The organism is Patescibacteria group bacterium (assembly GCA_018896645.1).
GTDB lineage: Bacteria > Patescibacteriota > Patescibacteriia > UBA2591 > JABMQE01 > JAHIMF01.
Map to the genome: position 1 here is coordinate 1 of JAHIMF010000062.1, position 15,858 is coordinate 15,858.

20 protein-coding genes are annotated in these 15,858 nt (G+C 38.8%); all 20 read right to left on the reverse strand.

Translation table 11 applies throughout. The features are described 5' to 3' along the window. Nucleotides 1-115: 115 nt before the first annotated feature. The 20 genes from KKD20_04650 to KKD20_04745 all read right to left on the reverse strand — a co-directional run bounded on the left by KKD20_04650 (nucleotide 116) and on the right by KKD20_04745 (nucleotide 15,813). Complete coding sequence (locus KKD20_04650) at nucleotides 116-403, reverse strand: type II toxin-antitoxin system RelE/ParE family toxin (GenBank protein ID MBU4332382.1); 288 nt, start codon at nucleotides 401-403, stop codon at nucleotides 116-118. A 10-nt stretch (nucleotides 404-413) separates the two neighbouring features. Next, a complete protein-coding gene (locus KKD20_04655) occupies nucleotides 414-671 on the reverse strand; it encodes a type II toxin-antitoxin system Phd/YefM family antitoxin (GenBank protein ID MBU4332383.1) in 258 nt (85 codons plus the stop codon). A 98-nt stretch (nucleotides 672-769) separates the two neighbouring features. Next, nucleotides 770-1,258: a hypothetical protein gene (locus KKD20_04660; GenBank protein ID MBU4332384.1), complete on the reverse strand. Its 489-nt coding sequence runs from the start codon at nucleotides 1,256-1,258 to the stop codon at nucleotides 770-772. Nucleotides 1,259-1,370: 112 nt separating this feature from the next. Continuing rightward, complete coding sequence (locus tag KKD20_04665; GenBank protein MBU4332385.1) at nucleotides 1,371-1,538, reverse strand: hypothetical protein; 168 nt, start codon at nucleotides 1,536-1,538, stop codon at nucleotides 1,371-1,373. Nucleotides 1,539-1,556: 18 nt separating this feature from the next. Then, entirely contained in the window at nucleotides 1,557-2,024 is a 468-nt protein-coding gene (locus KKD20_04670; protein MBU4332386.1) for a PIN domain-containing protein, read from the reverse strand. 72 nt (nucleotides 2,025-2,096) lie between these two features. Beyond that, the gene (locus tag KKD20_04675) at nucleotides 2,097-3,287 is read right to left on the reverse strand and encodes an MFS transporter (protein MBU4332387.1); all 1,191 of its coding nucleotides are present in this window, start codon (nucleotides 3,285-3,287) and stop codon (nucleotides 2,097-2,099) included. A 388-nt stretch (nucleotides 3,288-3,675) separates the two neighbouring features. Then, nucleotides 3,676-4,887, reverse strand: coding sequence for a tRNA 2-thiouridine(34) synthase MnmA (mnmA, locus tag KKD20_04680; GenBank protein MBU4332388.1), 1,212 nt, complete (start codon nucleotides 4,885-4,887; stop codon nucleotides 3,676-3,678). Between the two features lie 293 nt (nucleotides 4,888-5,180). Beyond that, nucleotides 5,181-5,978 (reverse strand): undecaprenyl-diphosphatase UppP, encoded by a 798-nt coding sequence (gene uppP, locus KKD20_04685; GenBank protein ID MBU4332389.1) that lies wholly within the window; start codon nucleotides 5,976-5,978, stop codon nucleotides 5,181-5,183. A 181-nt stretch (nucleotides 5,979-6,159) separates the two neighbouring features. Next, complete coding sequence (locus tag KKD20_04690) at nucleotides 6,160-7,848, reverse strand: type IV secretion system DNA-binding domain-containing protein (GenBank protein MBU4332390.1); 1,689 nt, start codon at nucleotides 7,846-7,848, stop codon at nucleotides 6,160-6,162. A 19-nt stretch (nucleotides 7,849-7,867) separates the two neighbouring features. Continuing rightward, on the reverse strand, nucleotides 7,868-8,005 hold the full coding sequence (locus tag KKD20_04695) for a hypothetical protein (GenBank protein ID MBU4332391.1): 138 nt from the start codon (nucleotides 8,003-8,005) through the stop codon (nucleotides 7,868-7,870). Between the two features lie 138 nt (nucleotides 8,006-8,143). Continuing rightward, on the reverse strand, nucleotides 8,144-9,535 hold the full coding sequence (locus tag KKD20_04700) for a hypothetical protein (GenBank protein ID MBU4332392.1): 1,392 nt from the start codon (nucleotides 9,533-9,535) through the stop codon (nucleotides 8,144-8,146). Nucleotides 9,536-9,788: 253 nt separating this feature from the next. Continuing rightward, a complete protein-coding gene (locus KKD20_04705; GenBank protein ID MBU4332393.1) occupies nucleotides 9,789-10,949 on the reverse strand; it encodes a hypothetical protein in 1,161 nt (386 codons plus the stop codon). A gap of 321 nt (nucleotides 10,950-11,270) precedes the next feature. Next, the gene (locus tag KKD20_04710) at nucleotides 11,271-11,477 is read right to left on the reverse strand and encodes a type II toxin-antitoxin system HicA family toxin (protein ID MBU4332394.1); all 207 of its coding nucleotides are present in this window, start codon (nucleotides 11,475-11,477) and stop codon (nucleotides 11,271-11,273) included. A gap of 44 nt (nucleotides 11,478-11,521) precedes the next feature. Next, complete coding sequence (locus KKD20_04715; GenBank protein MBU4332395.1) at nucleotides 11,522-11,806, reverse strand: type II toxin-antitoxin system HicB family antitoxin; 285 nt, start codon at nucleotides 11,804-11,806, stop codon at nucleotides 11,522-11,524. Between the two features lie 42 nt (nucleotides 11,807-11,848). Beyond that, nucleotides 11,849-12,961 carry a molecular chaperone DnaJ gene (gene dnaJ, locus KKD20_04720; GenBank protein MBU4332396.1) on the reverse strand — a complete coding sequence of 371 codons (1,113 nt, stop codon included), beginning with the start codon at nucleotides 12,959-12,961 and terminating at the stop codon, nucleotides 11,849-11,851. A 594-nt stretch (nucleotides 12,962-13,555) separates the two neighbouring features. Then, nucleotides 13,556-13,768 (reverse strand): hypothetical protein, encoded by a 213-nt coding sequence (locus KKD20_04725; protein ID MBU4332397.1) that lies wholly within the window; start codon nucleotides 13,766-13,768, stop codon nucleotides 13,556-13,558. Nucleotides 13,769-13,801: 33 nt separating this feature from the next. Next, nucleotides 13,802-14,230, reverse strand: a complete 429-nt coding sequence (locus KKD20_04730) for a hypothetical protein (GenBank protein ID MBU4332398.1) — start codon at nucleotides 14,228-14,230, stop codon at nucleotides 13,802-13,804. Between the two features lie 99 nt (nucleotides 14,231-14,329). Further along, nucleotides 14,330-14,740, reverse strand: coding sequence for a hypothetical protein (locus tag KKD20_04735; protein MBU4332399.1), 411 nt, complete (start codon nucleotides 14,738-14,740; stop codon nucleotides 14,330-14,332). Nucleotides 14,741-14,791: 51 nt separating this feature from the next. Continuing rightward, complete coding sequence (locus KKD20_04740) at nucleotides 14,792-15,127, reverse strand: DUF3467 domain-containing protein (protein MBU4332400.1); 336 nt, start codon at nucleotides 15,125-15,127, stop codon at nucleotides 14,792-14,794. Between the two features lie 293 nt (nucleotides 15,128-15,420). After that, entirely contained in the window at nucleotides 15,421-15,813 is a 393-nt protein-coding gene (locus tag KKD20_04745; GenBank protein MBU4332401.1) for a hypothetical protein, read from the reverse strand. Between the last annotated feature and the right edge of the window lie 45 nt (nucleotides 15,814-15,858).

Below are 15,858 nucleotides of genomic sequence, written 5' to 3' on the forward strand. Positions count from 1 at the left end.
ACCTGGCTCGGGACAGGTAAATGATAGATTACAATGTGTCTTTTATCCTTGCTGAAAACCATAAACCAGTCAAAACCAAAACCTAAATAAAATCAAATTAAAAAATATTGAAAAATTAAAATACAAACAACCTTTTTCTTAATAAATAATCTTTTTTGCTTTTTTCAATAAACAAATCAATCACTTCAATCAATCTCTTGTCAGCTTTGAGAGAATATAAAATTCTCCATCGACTAACTCTTAAACGATAACCATATTCAGTACCAGAGATTTTCTTGACATTACTCTTAGAAAAAGGGTCTTGAGCTAATTTTTCTACTTCTATCACTATCTGTTGTTGGATTTTTCTGTCCAGCTTGCCAAAAATTCTTTCAGCTCTGGGTTTAAAAATAACTTTATACATTTTAACATCATTATTTAAGACAATATTTCTTTTTTAATTGAGCCAGAGAAATGCCTTTTTCTCTTTTTGATTCTCTAAAAGCGTCTAAATACCGTCCCTTTTCTTCTAACTCATCCATTAAAGAAAGAAAGACATTATAAGAAGTGTAATCCAAAATTACAGCCACTGGCTCATTCTCACCATATATGACTTGAGGGCTTTTAGTGTTAATAGCTTGGGTTAGAACCTGAGATAAATTTTTTTGTGATGATGTAGCAGTTAATGGCATATTTTTATTATAACCAAAACCTAAATAAAGTCAAATTATATATCCTTCTTAACTATTTTTAGTTTACCTCTTTCAGTAAAAATAGTCAATGTGGATAACTAAAAACTTATTCTTTCTGGCTTTTTAGAATAATGTTTATAATGCTCTGGATCTTTCAAGAACTCGGCTGATTTAGTAATATCCTTCTTTTGAAATCCTAAATCAGCCCCAGCCATTAATAGTTCAACATTGTTAACAAAATCAGAGCTATGAGCAATGATTTTTGGTTGTTCAATCTCTTCTATACTTCTGATTTCTTTAATCAAATTAGCTCCTTTTCTTAACTCTTCTTGATCTTTTTCTAATTCACCATCAACAAAAACTAAGTCTGGTAGTTTCTCTTTTGATTCTTTTCTTCTTTTAATCTCTTCTAAAGCAGACTGCCCTGTTTCAAAATGCTTAAAACCATAACCAATGTCTTGGGTCTTCATTTGCCAAAACCTTAAAATTCCTTCTATTGTTTCTTTATCATCATCAATAATCCAGATCTCTTTGGCAGGAGCTGGCTCTTGTTCTGAATGTTTTTCTAAATTACCTTCAGTAGACATAAGTATTGGGGAAAAGGTTGGAATAAAAATAATTCACTTATTCTCTTTCTCTATTTTTAGAGAGAACCAAAACCTAAATAAAATCAAGTTAAATTTTATAATTAAAAACAAATCACCGCGTCTTTACCACCCGGCTGTCTAATTGGTATTCTCTTGCCACCTTGCTTGCTTCTTCTCTTATCATCTGAAATAATGCTTTAGGATTTCTCCCAGACTTTCGCCACATTCTATCTCTTATTTTGTCAAGTTCTTGCTCAATTGGACAAGGAAATTTAAGCATAAGTTATGTTTTTAATTATTAAATTTCTAAAAAATCATTCGGCGTTGAAATGCTAGGAATTGACAAACCAAATTTCTCATTAAATTCTATTATTTTCTTTCGCTGTACTGCCCCAACTAAGTGCCGATAATTCCATGAAACAAGGTAGTCAATATTATTAACCGTAGCAATTGCTAAATGGATAGCATCTTCCAATTTTGATCCGGGTATTATTTTAAAATTTATGTATTCCTGCGATAAATTTTCTATTTTACTGCTTATTCCCAATCTCTTCATTCCTCTCACCTTGCTTAAAAGTTTTTCCCTGTTTTGTAAATCTGTAATCTTATTTAGCTCCGCAACTACTAAATCTGAAATTACTAAATCATAGCATGGAATTATCTCCTTCCAAAAATGAATGGTAATCTCCTTTCGTTCGGCATCTTGCCTTTTAAAGTCAAAATAAGCTGAAATTACTGAAGTTTCTAAATATATTATCTCTTTCATGATATAAGTATATTAAATTTTTACATAAAAGTCAAATTACAGATGATAAATGGGGAAATGATAAATGATAGATTATAATGTGTCTTTTATCCTTGCTGAAAACCATAAACCAGTTAATACTAAAACTCCAGCTAAAACAAAAATATACTGAAATCCAAAAAAATGCAAGACAAGGGTAGCGAGGAGCGGAGTGATGACATAAGCCAGCGGTCCGGTATTTCGAAAAAGATTAATGATATGAATATCCTTGACATCAACTCTTTTGAAAAAATAAGTATCGCGCATAATTTCCACTAAACTGGCGCCAATGCGAGTGCAGACAAGAATAATAAGCCAAACCCAAAAACTCGTGGAATCGGCAAGGCCAAAAACAATAGCAGAAACGCCCATGATAAAAATACCAATTGTGAGCAGTTCTTTTTCGCCAAGATATTTATCAGCCAGCCAGCCGGCCGGATAGGTAAATAAAACAAATGTTGAAAGCATAACTGTGAACATAATGCCAACCTGGTGCCACTGGAAGCCAAGATATTTAGTGAGATAAATTGGCGCGTACACGATAAAAGCGCAATAAAACGCATGCAAAAGAAAGGCGATTATAAAAATTCCATTTAGCAGATTATTTTTATAAATCTTTTTTATGGCCCTTAAAAAATGGGGTTTAGGAAAATGATTAACTTTTAAATCCTTAAACTTTACGTAAAAGCCAATCATCACCAAGAATACTAAAACCGAAGCAATTAAATATAAAAATGAATAATTAAATTTTTTTAAAATCTGGCCAGTGGCCAAAGGCGACAAAAACCAAGCAATGTGCAAACCAGTCATATAAGTTCCACGAATGCGGCCAGTGATTTCATCGCGAGAAAAATGTTCAACATAAATATCAAAGGATATCCAGACTAAATTTAGGAAAACCACATAGGCTAAAAAAGAGATAATAGCCGGGGCAATACTGTTAGATAAACCTAAGCTAATTAAACAGACGATCATTGCCAGAAATACCGCGATACTGGCTTTAAAAATCTTCAACCAATTAATGAACTTGGTATAATTCAAAATCATTAAAAATACCAAGAAATGAGCGACGGTAAAAACAAAGCCGACATTTTTCTCGCCGACAAATTGACTTAGGTAAGATGAATGAACATACGCAGACAAAGCATTGGCAACAGCTAAAACAAAACCAAAAACAACAAAAAGTTTAAGATGGGATTTTGCTTGTTTTTGGGGTGGTTGATTTTTTGATTGGCTTTTTTGCACGAGTTAGTAAATAGTAACTGGAAATTAGTAATTAGGGAATTGGAATATTTGAGTTTATGTTTTTAAAAGTGGAAATTTGTGTAATCGTGTGCACGAATATGCTACTTGCGTTTTCGCCTGAAAAACAACGTAGATATTGGAAAAGACAATATAAAACAACTTGGTGTTGTCCATAAAAGATGAAATTTAGAAATCTGTGGATTAGCTAAAAAAATGATATTCATTACCCATAAAAGGACCACATCAATGATTAAGGTTTTATGACCTCGGCTAAAATTTTTATATCTAAACCAATTTATCGTCCATAGTAAAGTAATAATTATTGATAATATTTGTAATATTGTGCTGATTGTTTTCATGAAATTTCATAAAAAATAAAAATAATTCGTTATTCTATCACTCCCCCGCCGAGAACTTCATTCTTAGAATAAAAAACAACTGACTGGCCAGGGGTTATTGCGCGTTGGGATTTTTTGAATTTCACAAAAATTTTGTGTTGTTTTGTGATATTTTTGGTTAAAACAGCCTCAACCGCTGGGTGCAGGTACCGAATCCTCGCTCGACACTTCAGTGGAAACTTTGGTTCAAACCCTGAAATCCAGTTGATATTCTTGGCTGTGAGCTGATCTTTAAATAAGAGTTCCTGATCAAATTTATTAGCCACATACAAAATATTCTTCTGATAATCTAATTTTACCACATAAAACGGGCCAATGCCACCGATAAGAATTTCCCGGCGCTGGCCGATTGTGTATAATGGCAGGCCTTGATGCTCGCCGATGACTGAACCGGGTTTAATCCCCTTCTCTTTGACACCGTCGAGGGTGATGATGGGACCGGGTTTGAGTTTGAGATGACGGCGGAGGAAATCATAATGCCGTTTATCTTTAATAAAACAAATGCCTTGAGATTCGGCCTTCTCGAACACTGGCAATTTTTTCTTTTTAGCGACTTTGCGGACTTGGGGTTTGGTGTAATCACCGATTGGAAATAAACAATGTTTGAGTTGGGCTTGGGATAAGGTCCAAAGGAAGTATGATTGGTCTTTGGCTTTATCGTTAGCCATTCGTAACTGGTAACTGGTAACTAGTAACTTAGTTTGTTTTTTTGCTTTCTTGTTTTTTTGCTTTCTTGTTTTTTTGACGTAATGACCAGTGGCAATATAATCACAGTCAAGCCTTTTAGCGCGTTTTAAAAACTCACCAAACTTGACATATTTGTTGCATTCAACGCAAGGATTAGGAGTGCGACCGCGAGAGTATTCGTCTAAAAAATTATCAACCACGCGTTTCTTGAAAATTGATTTCATATTCATGGTGTAGAGTTTGATATTGAGCTTGTCGGCAACGCGCCGGGCATCTTCATAGGCCTCGATAGAGCAACATTTGTTTTCGGGTAAGATAGATTGGGTCAAGGGACCCAATCTACCCCCAAGCTGGGTGGGTCGGATCCCTTGACCCGACCCGGTTAAACTCTCTGACCAGAATTTCATAAAAATACCGATGACCTCATAACCCTGTTCCAATAACAAAGCAGCGGCGACTGAAGAATCAACGCCGCCGGACATGGCTACAAGAACCTTTGGCTTATTTTTATTCATAATAATCAAAATCGATTTTAATTGATGAGTGATCTTCTAAAATGTAGTTACGGGCTGAAGAAAATTGATAATCTTCTGGGCGCTCGCATAAACCGGCTTTGGTTGGATTGTTGTGTATATAGTTTAATTTTTCATCAAACTTGTGCGGAGTTAAAACATTGAAATCGTAAAATTTAGGTTGCCAGATACGATATTTGAGACCACGCCGGTGTGCCCTCACCTGTTGGGTGGGGTTGAGCCTCTGCTCAACCCGTTGGGGCGCGAGCTGAGGCTCTTGTCTACCCGTGATGAATCTACAACAAAATCAAAATCGCTGCTCCCAACAAAATCCGATAAACCGCAAACAATTTAAATCCAAATCGTTTTATAAATGCTAATAACAATTTAATCGCTATAAAACCGCTAATAGCAGCAGCCGCAAAACCCACTAACAAGCTCTTTGCTTCTTCTATAACAATCCCTTCTCGCAATAAATTAAACAACTCATAGCCGGCGGCAGCGGCAATAATCGGAATAGAAATCAAAAAGGAAAACTCCACAGCTGTTTTTCGATCCATCTTAGTCAGCATGCCAAAGCTCATAGTAACCCCACTGCGCGAAGTTCCGGGAATAAGAGCTAACGCCTGACTTAACGCCACTGTAATTGTTTGAAAAATTCCAACAGAATTAACATTTTTGGTTTTAAAATGAGCTCGCTTGCTGTAACTGTCTGCCAGCCATAAAACTAAACCCCAAAAGATCAAATTGGCAGCTACCACAATATTGGAACGGAAATTATTTTCAACCAAATCCTTGAATAAAAAACCAGCCAATCCGGCTGGAATAATAGATAAAATAATCAAAGCTCCAAGGCGAGCATTAGCTTCCTGTCCCCTGCCCCTGCCAAAAACACCCTTGAATATATCTCTCAACTTTTTACGAAACGCAAACAAAACCGCGACTAATGTTCCCAGGTGAACAATTACATCAAAATCCAAACCCTGGTCACGAATACCTAAAATCTTGGGCACTAAAATCAAATGCCCAGAGCTGGAAATTGGCAAGAACTCTGTTAATCCTTGGATAATGCCGAGAATGATGGGATGGGACATACGTTAAAAATAAAAATTTACTATTCATTATTTACTATTTACTATTCACCAATCAAACAACTTCCAAACTTCATTAGGTAAAAATAAAAAGAATAGTATCAGCCAGAGGCTGACCCCTCCAAAGGCGGGCAGGCACCCTTTGGCTGGAATAATAAATAGTAAATAATAAATCACCCAAGTCTCACCTATCATTCTGATCATCGTTTTTATTTTTCTTTTTCCCGTCAAAGGCCACGGTTCCCTGACTCATAGCGTCTTTTAAAGAAACTTCTTCGGGTACTTTTTTAGTTACCGGCTCGGGGCCGGCACTGGGTTGTGGCTGGGCGGAACCTGATGGTCGTCTGGGCGCTCTAGCCGGTTTAACTTCTCCGCTTCTTACCTTTTGCAAACACTCCCGGCAATAAACTGGCCGGGCTGGGTCCGGCTTAAAGGGTAAATCCGTCTTTTCACCACAATGAGAGCAAGTAGCTTCAAATTTAGGTGAGGTATCTCTACCCGCCGACCCGGTTGGACGAAATCCTACTTTTTTTCCGGCCCCTCCGCCATCCCCTTCACCAACGCCATTTTCCCGGCCCTCGTCCATCATTCCGCTCCAGCGATTTATTTTTTCCTCAACCTCTTTTCGGGGTTCAGCATAGCGTTCACGCGAAATTTTAATTATTTTTTCACGATTTCCTTCTTGGATGTCTGCGGCCAGAGGCGGCAGGGTACCGGCAGAAAAAGGAGCCGAAGACACGCCATCAATCATCAACTTCATATAAACATCAAATTTGGCTAAATTTACCAAATCTGTTTCAGTAAATTCTGGCTCAAACTCTTTGACTACCGCTTCGGCATCAGCTGCACCAATCCGAAAACACATAATAGTTCCCACATTACCAAATACCGCTGCTTGAACTGTCTCGTCTAATTGCTCAATATACTGATGCGCAATAATAAGATCAAGGCGATATTTTCGGGCTTCGGATAAAATATTAGCAAATGACTCGGTGGCAAAATTTTGGAACTCGTCAACATACAAGTAAAAATCTTTGCGCTCTTCTTCTGGTATATCAACTCGGCTCATAGCCGCCAATTGAACCTTGGTAATCATAATCGCGCCTAATAATGCCGAAGAATCTTCGCCGACACGGCCTTTTGCTAAATTCATAATAAATATCTTCTTGGTATCCATTATCTCGCGCATATCTAATTTTGATTTCACCTGGCCAACAATATTTCTAATCAAAAAAGTTGATAAAAATTGGCCAACCTTATTTTGAATTGGAGCGATTGCTTCGGATTGAAACCTATCCGGGTATTTTGAATATTCATCAACCCAAAAAGATCGGACCACCGGATCAGTAACTTTACTGATTACTTTTTTCCGATATGCCTTATCAACTAACAGTCTCATAATCCCCAGCAAAGAACTGCCGGGATATTCTAAAAGAGCTAAAATAGCATTCCGTAAAACATATTCCAAACGCGGACCCCAAGAATCTGCCCAAATCTTTTTAAAGACTCCCACCAAACCCGAGGAAACTAAGTGGCGATGGCTAGCGTCAACTTGTTCCAAAACATTAAAGGCAACAGGAAAGTCTAAGTCCGCCGGATTAAAATAAACCACATCATTAACCCTGTTTGATGGAATGTAATCAAGAATTTTATCCGCAATATCGCCATGGGGATCAACTAGAGCCACCCCATTACCCGCCCGAATATCCTGAATAATCATATTTTCAATAACTGTTGTTTTTCCCATACCGGTTTTACCAATCAAATACATATGCCGGCGACGGTCATCTTCTTTGATACCAAATTTCACCCGTCGATTGCGGAAATTGGTTTCGGCTAAAAGAGTTAAGTTTTGATCGTTATCTGTGGGCATATAAAATATTTTTAAAAAATCAACCAAGCTGTTGCAATAGTAAGGCAATCGTTGCCGCTGCCGTTACAAAAATGGAAATAACCGCCACTACTACATTAACCAGCACTAAAGTCATTGAAATATCAAATCTTTTCTTTTTGAAAAATGGAAATTTCATAAATATTAAAAAAACTAGAAATAAAGCCATTCGACAAACTCAGGCCAGGAAAATTAAGAAATAAAGGGTCGAGTGTTAAATTTGAAAATTGTTATCCTTAATTTCTTAGTTTCTTTATTTCTCCTCGCCTTCCAGTTATTAAAATTCCTCAACTTCCGCTTCTGATACCTCCTCACCCCTCTCACCTTCTATAGCCTCTGTCTCTTGTCTGGGCGCTTGTTCAACTGGTAAAGCAAAAGGCGGTTCCATGCGCTTGGCTTCGGTTTTCTTGAGCAAAGGAGTTCTGATGTCCATCATTGGAAAATGCCAAAGAGTTGCCAACTCCTCAATATTCAAAACAAAGCGCGCCCGACCCCGCCAATTACTTCGATATTTATAAGCTAAAACCAATCTCCGTTGCCTGGCCGCAACCCGACGTTTTATAAAAAAATAATCAATTGTCGTCTTGCTTTTGGGGTGAGGCTTAAATCCGTTTAAATCAAGACTGTTAAATTGAGCAATGGATCCTAATATCCCATTGACGCCGCGAGGCTTGGAAAAAATATCTCTAGGTCCCCAGTACATAAATCGAAATTTAGTATCAAAACCATGTTTAGAAATCTTTGCTTCAACAGCCTCTACTGCTGTCCGCTCACCAGGAGATAAATAAAGCATTTGTGAACGCAACGCTTGTTGCTTTCGAGCCACTTCCGTCTCACTAGTCTTGAAAGAAGCTGTGGCCGTATCAAAAGCGCCCTTAGCCAATTTCTGGCCGGCTTGACCCAATTTGGCAAAGTAAGTGCTAGCCCCATCTGTTTCTGGCACTTGGGCTCCTATTAATTTTCTAACCAGCCGTACCCCACCCTTAATCCAATCAGGCAGAATGGGTGTAATAACCAGCTGAAGCCAAATGTGCTCCGTAGGACTGATATTGCTCATAATTTCCAAAAGGGACGCCATGGGGTCTTTAAATTCTTGCGTTAAGCCGTACTCAAAAAACGGATAAGTTCTAATGGGGTAATGATCCTTGTTATAGGTAACAAATTCCGTGCCCCAAAGATTATACGTTTTATTGGGGTATGCCGTTGGCACGGCCCCGGCATAGTCTTCTACTTCCGTAATTTCAGCATCCGGATATTGAGCATAAATTGCGGCTTCCACCAAATTCCTAAACAGGGTTGGGGAATGAACTAAAAACTGTAAATACCCGCCATCACTAATAATCTCAAAACTGAATTTTGGCGTTAAAAAACCCTGCCAGTACTTTTCCACTAAATTTGGCGTTTTATAACTCCCATAAATTTGGGCAAAAAGATTTTCTACGGCTTTCGGGCCTTGCTCATTCTCTTTGGGGACATCCACCGCCAAAAGCACATATTTCTGCTTGCTATAATAAATATTCTGCCGCCAATAAAGCCAGGCTTCTTTTAAGCCCCAAAGTAAAACAATCAGAAGCAGGACCCAACCGCCGTTTTTTATCAAAAACCAAACACCTTCCCAAGCATTATCAAAACTGCTTAGTTGGGTCAGGAAACTTGAGATTGAATTCATGACGTTGACCATGTTTTTATTATAACAAAAAAATGAATACAATGCCAATCTACCTCTCGGCCATCCCTCGACTCCGAGGTCGCTCAGACTCGAGGAAAGCTCGAGGCTGAATGGCAAATGAATGTTTACCCCAATAACGACCGGGGCAGGTCTACAAATGTGCGAATACCAAAAAAGCTCCAGACTTTAGTATCCTGAAGCTTCTTGGTTGAAAATATAAAAAATGAAAATATGGATATGTGGATATATTTACTTATTCCAAATCAACCACATTATATCGTCCATCATCCAATCTCTTAAACTTACTCTTGTCCGAAAGCGCCAAAAGCACGGTGCCGGGTTTCACCATCCGTTGCTTTAGCACCTCATCAATTATTTCTTCGCGAGCTAAAGGCCCTTTCTTTTTTATAATACCAACAATAACATCAGGCACTATTCCGGGAATATAGCCCCAGTTTTTTAGAGCGTACACACCCCGGCCAACTAGGATATACTTATCACCCATAATTAACTCATTATGGACAGTAGCCGGGTTAGCGGTTTTGGAGTCAAAACCCTGCTTATTAATTGCCTCGGCAATCTCGTTAAAATGCAATGGCTTGCCAGTTTTTTCCAGCACTAAATAAATCTTATCGCTCATTCTTTTGGGAACAATGGTTCGCCAATCAATCAAACCCCATTCGCCAAAAGAATTTCTCTTGGTTTTAGCGCTGGCTTCCAGGGCTGACAAAATTATTTTATCGGTTGCCTCATAATCTTTATCATGAGAATAATCTTTAAAACCAGCCACCAAATTCTCTGCTAAGGTTGGTTTGCCTTGGTTTTCGATAAAGCTATGCAACTCATCTAAAATTTTTCTAAAAAGCTCAACATCGGCAATCTTTAATTTCCAGCCCGGCATAAAATATTCATCTGCCCTTACCTTTTCTAAATTTTTATCTAAAAGCTTGGAAATAATAAAAAGGAGGGCTTGTTTTCCAAAATTGGAAACCGATTCATCTTCACTTATCTCTAAAAGTTTGTTTACTAAAAAGTCTTCCTGCATAATCCCGCCATGGAATTCTAAAGTATCAAAAACAACAGCCTCAAACGGACTCACTAAATCTTTAAACTTGCCGTCTTGTTTGATCTTCTTGATCGCTCTGCTTTCTATCTGCCGGATTCTTTCGCGAGTAACTTTATAAAACTTACCAATCGCTTCTAGAGTTTGCTTTTTTATTTCCTCGGCTTCATACAAGGCATAGCGGCGTTTAAGAATCTCAACTTCTTGTTTGCTTAAGACAGCAAAAAGCCCCGCAATTAATTCTTGAGGTTGAATTTGCCCTTTTCTCTCGGCTTGCTGTTCTCGAAGCACCTCATCAAGCAGGGAATCGGTTTTTTGATTTTTCGATTGGTTGTCATTGTCATTCATCATATATTTAATCTTTCTTGCATGAGAACAAAAGAAACTAAGAAATAAAGAAACTAAGAAATAAAGGGCTAAATGTCAAATTTTATAAAATTATTATCCTTTATTTCTGTATTACTTTATTACTTTATTTCCCTGAATTTTTCTAACAACTATTTTCATGCTGACTTTATCTAATATTAGCTAAAAATAAGGCAATCCCTTATTACACAAAATAAGTATAACATAAACCAAAAAATATGTCAACGAAAAAAAATTTATTCCAAAAATTTTTATCAAAAAAACAGCCCTATTAGAGAACTGCTTCTATACTCCTTAACTTTATCATTATTTCAAAATCCTTAGCCGCCTCAAATTCCACTCTGTCCATTTCGCTTGCCTGGCAATCATACTTTTTAAGGTCTTTATCTTAAAAGTATCGCCCAAAGCATGAAACGAAACTGTCACTCTTCGCCCATCTGGATGATAATAGCGCTGATGACTGCCTTTTTGCAAGTGAAGATAAAATCCATCTTTAATCAAAGCCCTAATTATCTCTCAAACAGTTACGGAATGAAGTTTTGAATAATCAATTCCTTTCATACGGAAACAGCTATGGGGAGATCAAAGGTAACTCTTTGACGTTCCTGAACCTTTATTGGGATCTCCTCCCCATCTTCGGTCATTTCTTCAGCAATCATCTCCAGAACTTCTTGAATATTTTTTAAAGCCTCCTCCTTGGTGTAACCCCAGGTAGCTGCCCCTTGTGATTCTAATGCTGGACAACAAGCAAACCATCTGTCTTCATCTGGCTCAACTACAACTCTAAAAATATAAGTCTTTGTGAGTCCCACTGATTTATTTTTGGTTAAAACTTTCTTCATATTGGTAATTATAAAACCGATAAAATAATAAGTCAAATTTTATTAATCTTCATCCCTTAGTTCCTCAAATAACTTCTTCTCTTTCCTGCTCAACTTTTGCGGTGTCTTGACTATAATCTCTACCAAATGGTCTCCCCTGCCTCGGCCGCGGAGATACGGAATGCCGCGGTCTGACAGTTTGAATATTTTACCAGTTTGGGTGCCAGTGGGAATTTTAAGCTTAACCTTGCCATCCAAGGTTTCAACATCAATTTTATCGCCAAGAGCGGCTTGGGAAAAAGTTATCTCTTCTTGAGTAATGACATCATCTTCTTCGCGCTTAAAACGCGAGTGCTCGCGGATGATAAATGTAATATATAAATCTCCGGGTGCGCCACCCCTGATTCCAGCCTCACCCCGGCCAAGCAGGCGAATTGATTTACCAGCAGAGATCCCAGCTGGCACTTTGAATTTAATTTTTTCTTTACTCTGAACTATGCCAGCGCCCCTGCATTGGCTGCATTTTTGACTAGGAACTTTGCCTTCTCCCTGGCAATCCGGACAAATACCGCTTGTTTGAATAGAGCCCAAAATTGTCCGCTGAACCCGAGTCACCTGTCCAGTACCGCCGCAAGTTTTGCAGGTCTCAATTTTCGTACCTGGTTCAGCGCCATTGCCATTACACTTAGGACAAATCACATTTTTATCTAATTCAATTTCTTTTTCGGCGCCAAAAGCGGCTTCTTTAAAATCAAGGGCCATTTGAATTTCTATATCCTGGCCGTGTTGAGTTCTGGTCCTGGCTCTTGCGGAACGACCGCCCATACCAAATAAATCACCAACAATATCGCCCAAATCATCAAAGTCAAAATTAACTCCGCCGCCGCCTGAACGAAAAGCATCGGCAAAACCGGAAAAGTCGCGAAAACCGTTAAATCCGGAAAAACCGCCGCCAGCTTGGGCTTGTTCAAATGTTTGGCCGAACTGGTCATATTGTTTTCTTTTTTTCGGATTGCTCAAAACCTGATAGGCTTCATTGGCTTCTTTAAATTTTTGCTCGTCACCGCCGGATTTATCTGGATGATGCTGGTGCGCGAGTTTTCTAAAAGCCCGCTTGATTTCTTCTGAAGAAGCGGTTTTGGGGACTCCTAGGATGTCGTAGTAATTAGACATGATACAGCAGATTACAGCAGATTTTTATTTTATACAGCAGATTTAAGCAGATTATAACGGATTATCACTTTGAAATTTTTTAGGGATTAAATATCCTTTATATTCCAAAAATAATCTGCTAAAAATCTGCTTAAATCTGCTGTATGATTTGAAAAAAGGTGGAGCCATCGCAAAAGGACAGCCCCACTAATTGTCCTCCCAATCTATGCCGCTAATGGAAAAAAGAGCCCCAATTTTTCGCCTAATCCGCCTGACCAACCTCCATGGGTTTATGCGAAAGAAAAACTTCCTCAAACGCCTTTTCTTCTTTCCTTTCTTTCTGTCTGACCAAAGGTGAAAACCGTCTAAAGGATGCCTTAGGACATCCCCGAGGCAATGGGAAAAATAACGAACCCACCCGTTACTAATTTTCTTTCTGTGCTTAACGCCCAGATACAAATAAACCGAAAAGCTAACAACAGTGGCAACACTCAAAACAATTTTCCGAACAACATTCCGGATTGCTCTCATTTTTCCCTCCTTGGTTTTGGTGTATTTAAAAAACTGATTGAAAAAGTGAGGGGGAGCTTGGTTGGGCTAAGCTCCCCAATCTCGTTTTTATGATACTTTCAAGCCGGCCCTCTGTCGCAGGCCAGCCCAAGCTAAGGCCTGGCTCGGTTCATCGCCGGAGCCCATGATATCGGCAAATATCTCTTTGTCTCTCTTTGTTGGCAAAACCCTCCTGGCAACCGCCAACATCCTGTCTTCGTCGCTCTTAACTCCTGCTTCAGGCTTTAATAAATTAACGCCCAGGCTGACGGACTTAGCCATAATCGCCTCCTCTTTTTTGCTTATTTGCCAATTTTAGTCATCAGTATAAACTGATCCGGATAGTCTCCATTCTTCAAGTTTTGCTTGAAATTCTTTAATGGCCTCCGGGCTCACAGCGATTTCTAACGCTGTTTTAAATATATCTCGGGCACATTCATCATCCAGTTCCACGCGCAATTGAGAAGAAATAACAAGCCGAAAAATATCATCAGCCTCTAAGCCCCTTAACAACTTACAAAGACCGGGTAACATTGCCAACCTTGCCTCTTGAAGCACTGTTTCAATATTAATGAGAAGATGTATCACTGCTCGCATTACCCGCTGGACTGATTCAATTTGATCAAAACCCTGCAAGTCCACTAAAATCTCTTCAATTGTGGCAAGAAAAAGATTTCTATCATCAGCTCTTTCTTTTAATTTTAGACAAATTTTATGCATTGCCTTTTTGGCCGCCTCTTGCATGAGCCCTCCTTGTTTGTTTTTCTGCCAGAATTGATAATGAACTATGAACTAAAAAATTCTTCTTTAAACACATTTTCAAATTAACAGCCTTATCACTAATCAGGCCTTTTTGCGTTCAAGCCTGTATCTATCTTCTTCTTTCCAAAACATTCCTTCCCGCTCCCACATCTTAATCCAAAAATCATTGACAATCCAAGTGGTGTAATGATGACGATACTCTAAAGCATCACAACGATTAATATCATGCATGGTTAAAATGCCCTTGACTTCCAGGCATTGTATTATCGTTGGAATGCCAGCAAACTTAACCGGTTGATGCAAGAAAAAATCTACTGTATAAGAAAATGGCTTGCCTTGTCTGTCATATACTTCGAATTTTACGTGGGGAGTAAAAGGTATTTCATACTTGTGAAGCAGGGTGGCCATTCTTGCTTCCAATTTGGAATCATACAGGACACCCTGAACCCACGTCTTCTTACCTCCATAATACGGCGCTTTACTTCTATTCAATTCCTCCTCCTTTGTTAGAATGTTGATATAAATAAAACGAACAGTCTCCCTTTATCCTTCGGGTTTCTCGGCGAAGCCGATTTCATTGTGCGGTAAATCCGCTTCCTGAATTTCGCCGAATTTATCTTCGTACTTTTTTATGTTCTCACCTAACGCCTTGACCATCCGTTTTACATGGCCTGGTGTAGTTATCACTTTAGCGCTGACTCGCCCGCTTGGCGGAAAGATGTTGGCAAACATTAAATTAAACTCATCCCTATTATGCCACACCTGCATCATATTGGCATAAGCGCCGCCCGGGATGTTGTCGGCGATCTGGATTTGCCTGCCCGCAGGAGAGATGGGTTGCCCTGCTTGTGGAGTTGGTTGAGATTGTTGTGATTGCATAATGAATATTTTATTAATTTATTGGTTTATTGGTTTATTTTCACATTTTCAAATTAACGATATTATTCTAACTTGGAACCATTCGCCCGAATGGTTCAATACTATTTTGCTATATCTCACTATGATACTTCATAATATCATAGTGCAGTTGGTTTTTCGCGGTATGATAGTTCATTATATCAAATCGCAGAAACCTGCCCCGAACCCTCTGGCTTGCCGGAGTGGTTTTAAGATCATTAACTTGAAAATATGGGGTCGGCGGTGTGAGCAACGACCCCAGACATTTTATTACCCTAATGAGTGTAAGCGCACGAAACTGGTTTCGTGCGCTGCAAATAAGTTTGAAACAATTCAAGGTACCCCCCATCTACCCCATGCTTTTCCAGCTCTGATAAAAACCAAATTCGATCATCACTGGATAAACCACGGATACAATCATAAACCCATCCGCCTGCGTTAAAATCAGAACTGCTTTCATTCATACTACTGCCAACGAATCGACAGCCAATTTTGGAAATAACAAAATCAAACAAAACCTGCCGATCCGCCTGTCCTAGAATACGTTTTAACGACCAAAGCGCACTCTCGATTCGAGTATCAAGTTTCTGTACAAGCCCCCTAAGAGTGCGGCTCGTTTCGTCATCATCTAGGAGCCTTGAGCAAAGCTCCTCAATTCTGTCCGCCATAACACCCTCCTTTCCATTTGTACTGCTGGTTAAAATGAACTACCA

Bases quoted from the DNA above. Each gene is read 5' to 3' on its own strand.
- KKD20_04650 (MBU4332382.1), bottom strand. From the start codon at position 403: ATGTATAAAGTTATTTTTAAACCCAGAGCTGAAAGAATTTTTGGCAAG.
- KKD20_04655 (MBU4332383.1), bottom strand. From the start codon at position 671: ATGCCATTAACTGCTACATCATCACAAAAAAATTTATCTCAGGTTCTA.
- KKD20_04660 (MBU4332384.1), bottom strand. From the start codon at position 1,258: ATGTCTACTGAAGGTAATTTAGAAAAACATTCAGAACAAGAGCCAGCT.
- KKD20_04665 (MBU4332385.1), bottom strand. From the start codon at position 1,538: ATGCTTAAATTTCCTTGTCCAATTGAGCAAGAACTTGACAAAATAAGA.
- KKD20_04670 (MBU4332386.1), bottom strand. From the start codon at position 2,024: ATGAAAGAGATAATATATTTAGAAACTTCAGTAATTTCAGCTTATTTT.
- mnmA (MBU4332388.1), bottom strand. From the start codon at position 4,887: ATGAATAAAAATAAGCCAAAGGTTCTTGTAGCCATGTCCGGCGGCGTT.
- uppP (MBU4332389.1), bottom strand. From the start codon at position 5,978: ATGTCCCATCCCATCATTCTCGGCATTATCCAAGGATTAACAGAGTTC.
- KKD20_04690 (MBU4332390.1), bottom strand. From the start codon at position 7,848: ATGCCCACAGATAACGATCAAAACTTAACTCTTTTAGCCGAAACCAAT.
- KKD20_04695 (MBU4332391.1), bottom strand. From the start codon at position 8,005: ATGAAATTTCCATTTTTCAAAAAGAAAAGATTTGATATTTCAATGACT.
- KKD20_04700 (MBU4332392.1), bottom strand. From the start codon at position 9,535: ATGAATTCAATCTCAAGTTTCCTGACCCAACTAAGCAGTTTTGATAAT.
- KKD20_04705 (MBU4332393.1), bottom strand. From the start codon at position 10,949: ATGATGAATGACAATGACAACCAATCGAAAAATCAAAAAACCGATTCC.
- KKD20_04715 (MBU4332395.1), bottom strand. From the start codon at position 11,806: ATGAAGAAAGTTTTAACCAAAAATAAATCAGTGGGACTCACAAAGACT.
- KKD20_04725 (MBU4332397.1), bottom strand. From the start codon at position 13,768: ATGGCTAAGTCCGTCAGCCTGGGCGTTAATTTATTAAAGCCTGAAGCA.
- KKD20_04730 (MBU4332398.1), bottom strand. From the start codon at position 14,230: ATGCAAGAGGCGGCCAAAAAGGCAATGCATAAAATTTGTCTAAAATTA.
- KKD20_04740 (MBU4332400.1), bottom strand. From the start codon at position 15,127: ATGCAATCACAACAATCTCAACCAACTCCACAAGCAGGGCAACCCATC.
- KKD20_04745 (MBU4332401.1), bottom strand. From the start codon at position 15,813: ATGGCGGACAGAATTGAGGAGCTTTGCTCAAGGCTCCTAGATGATGAC.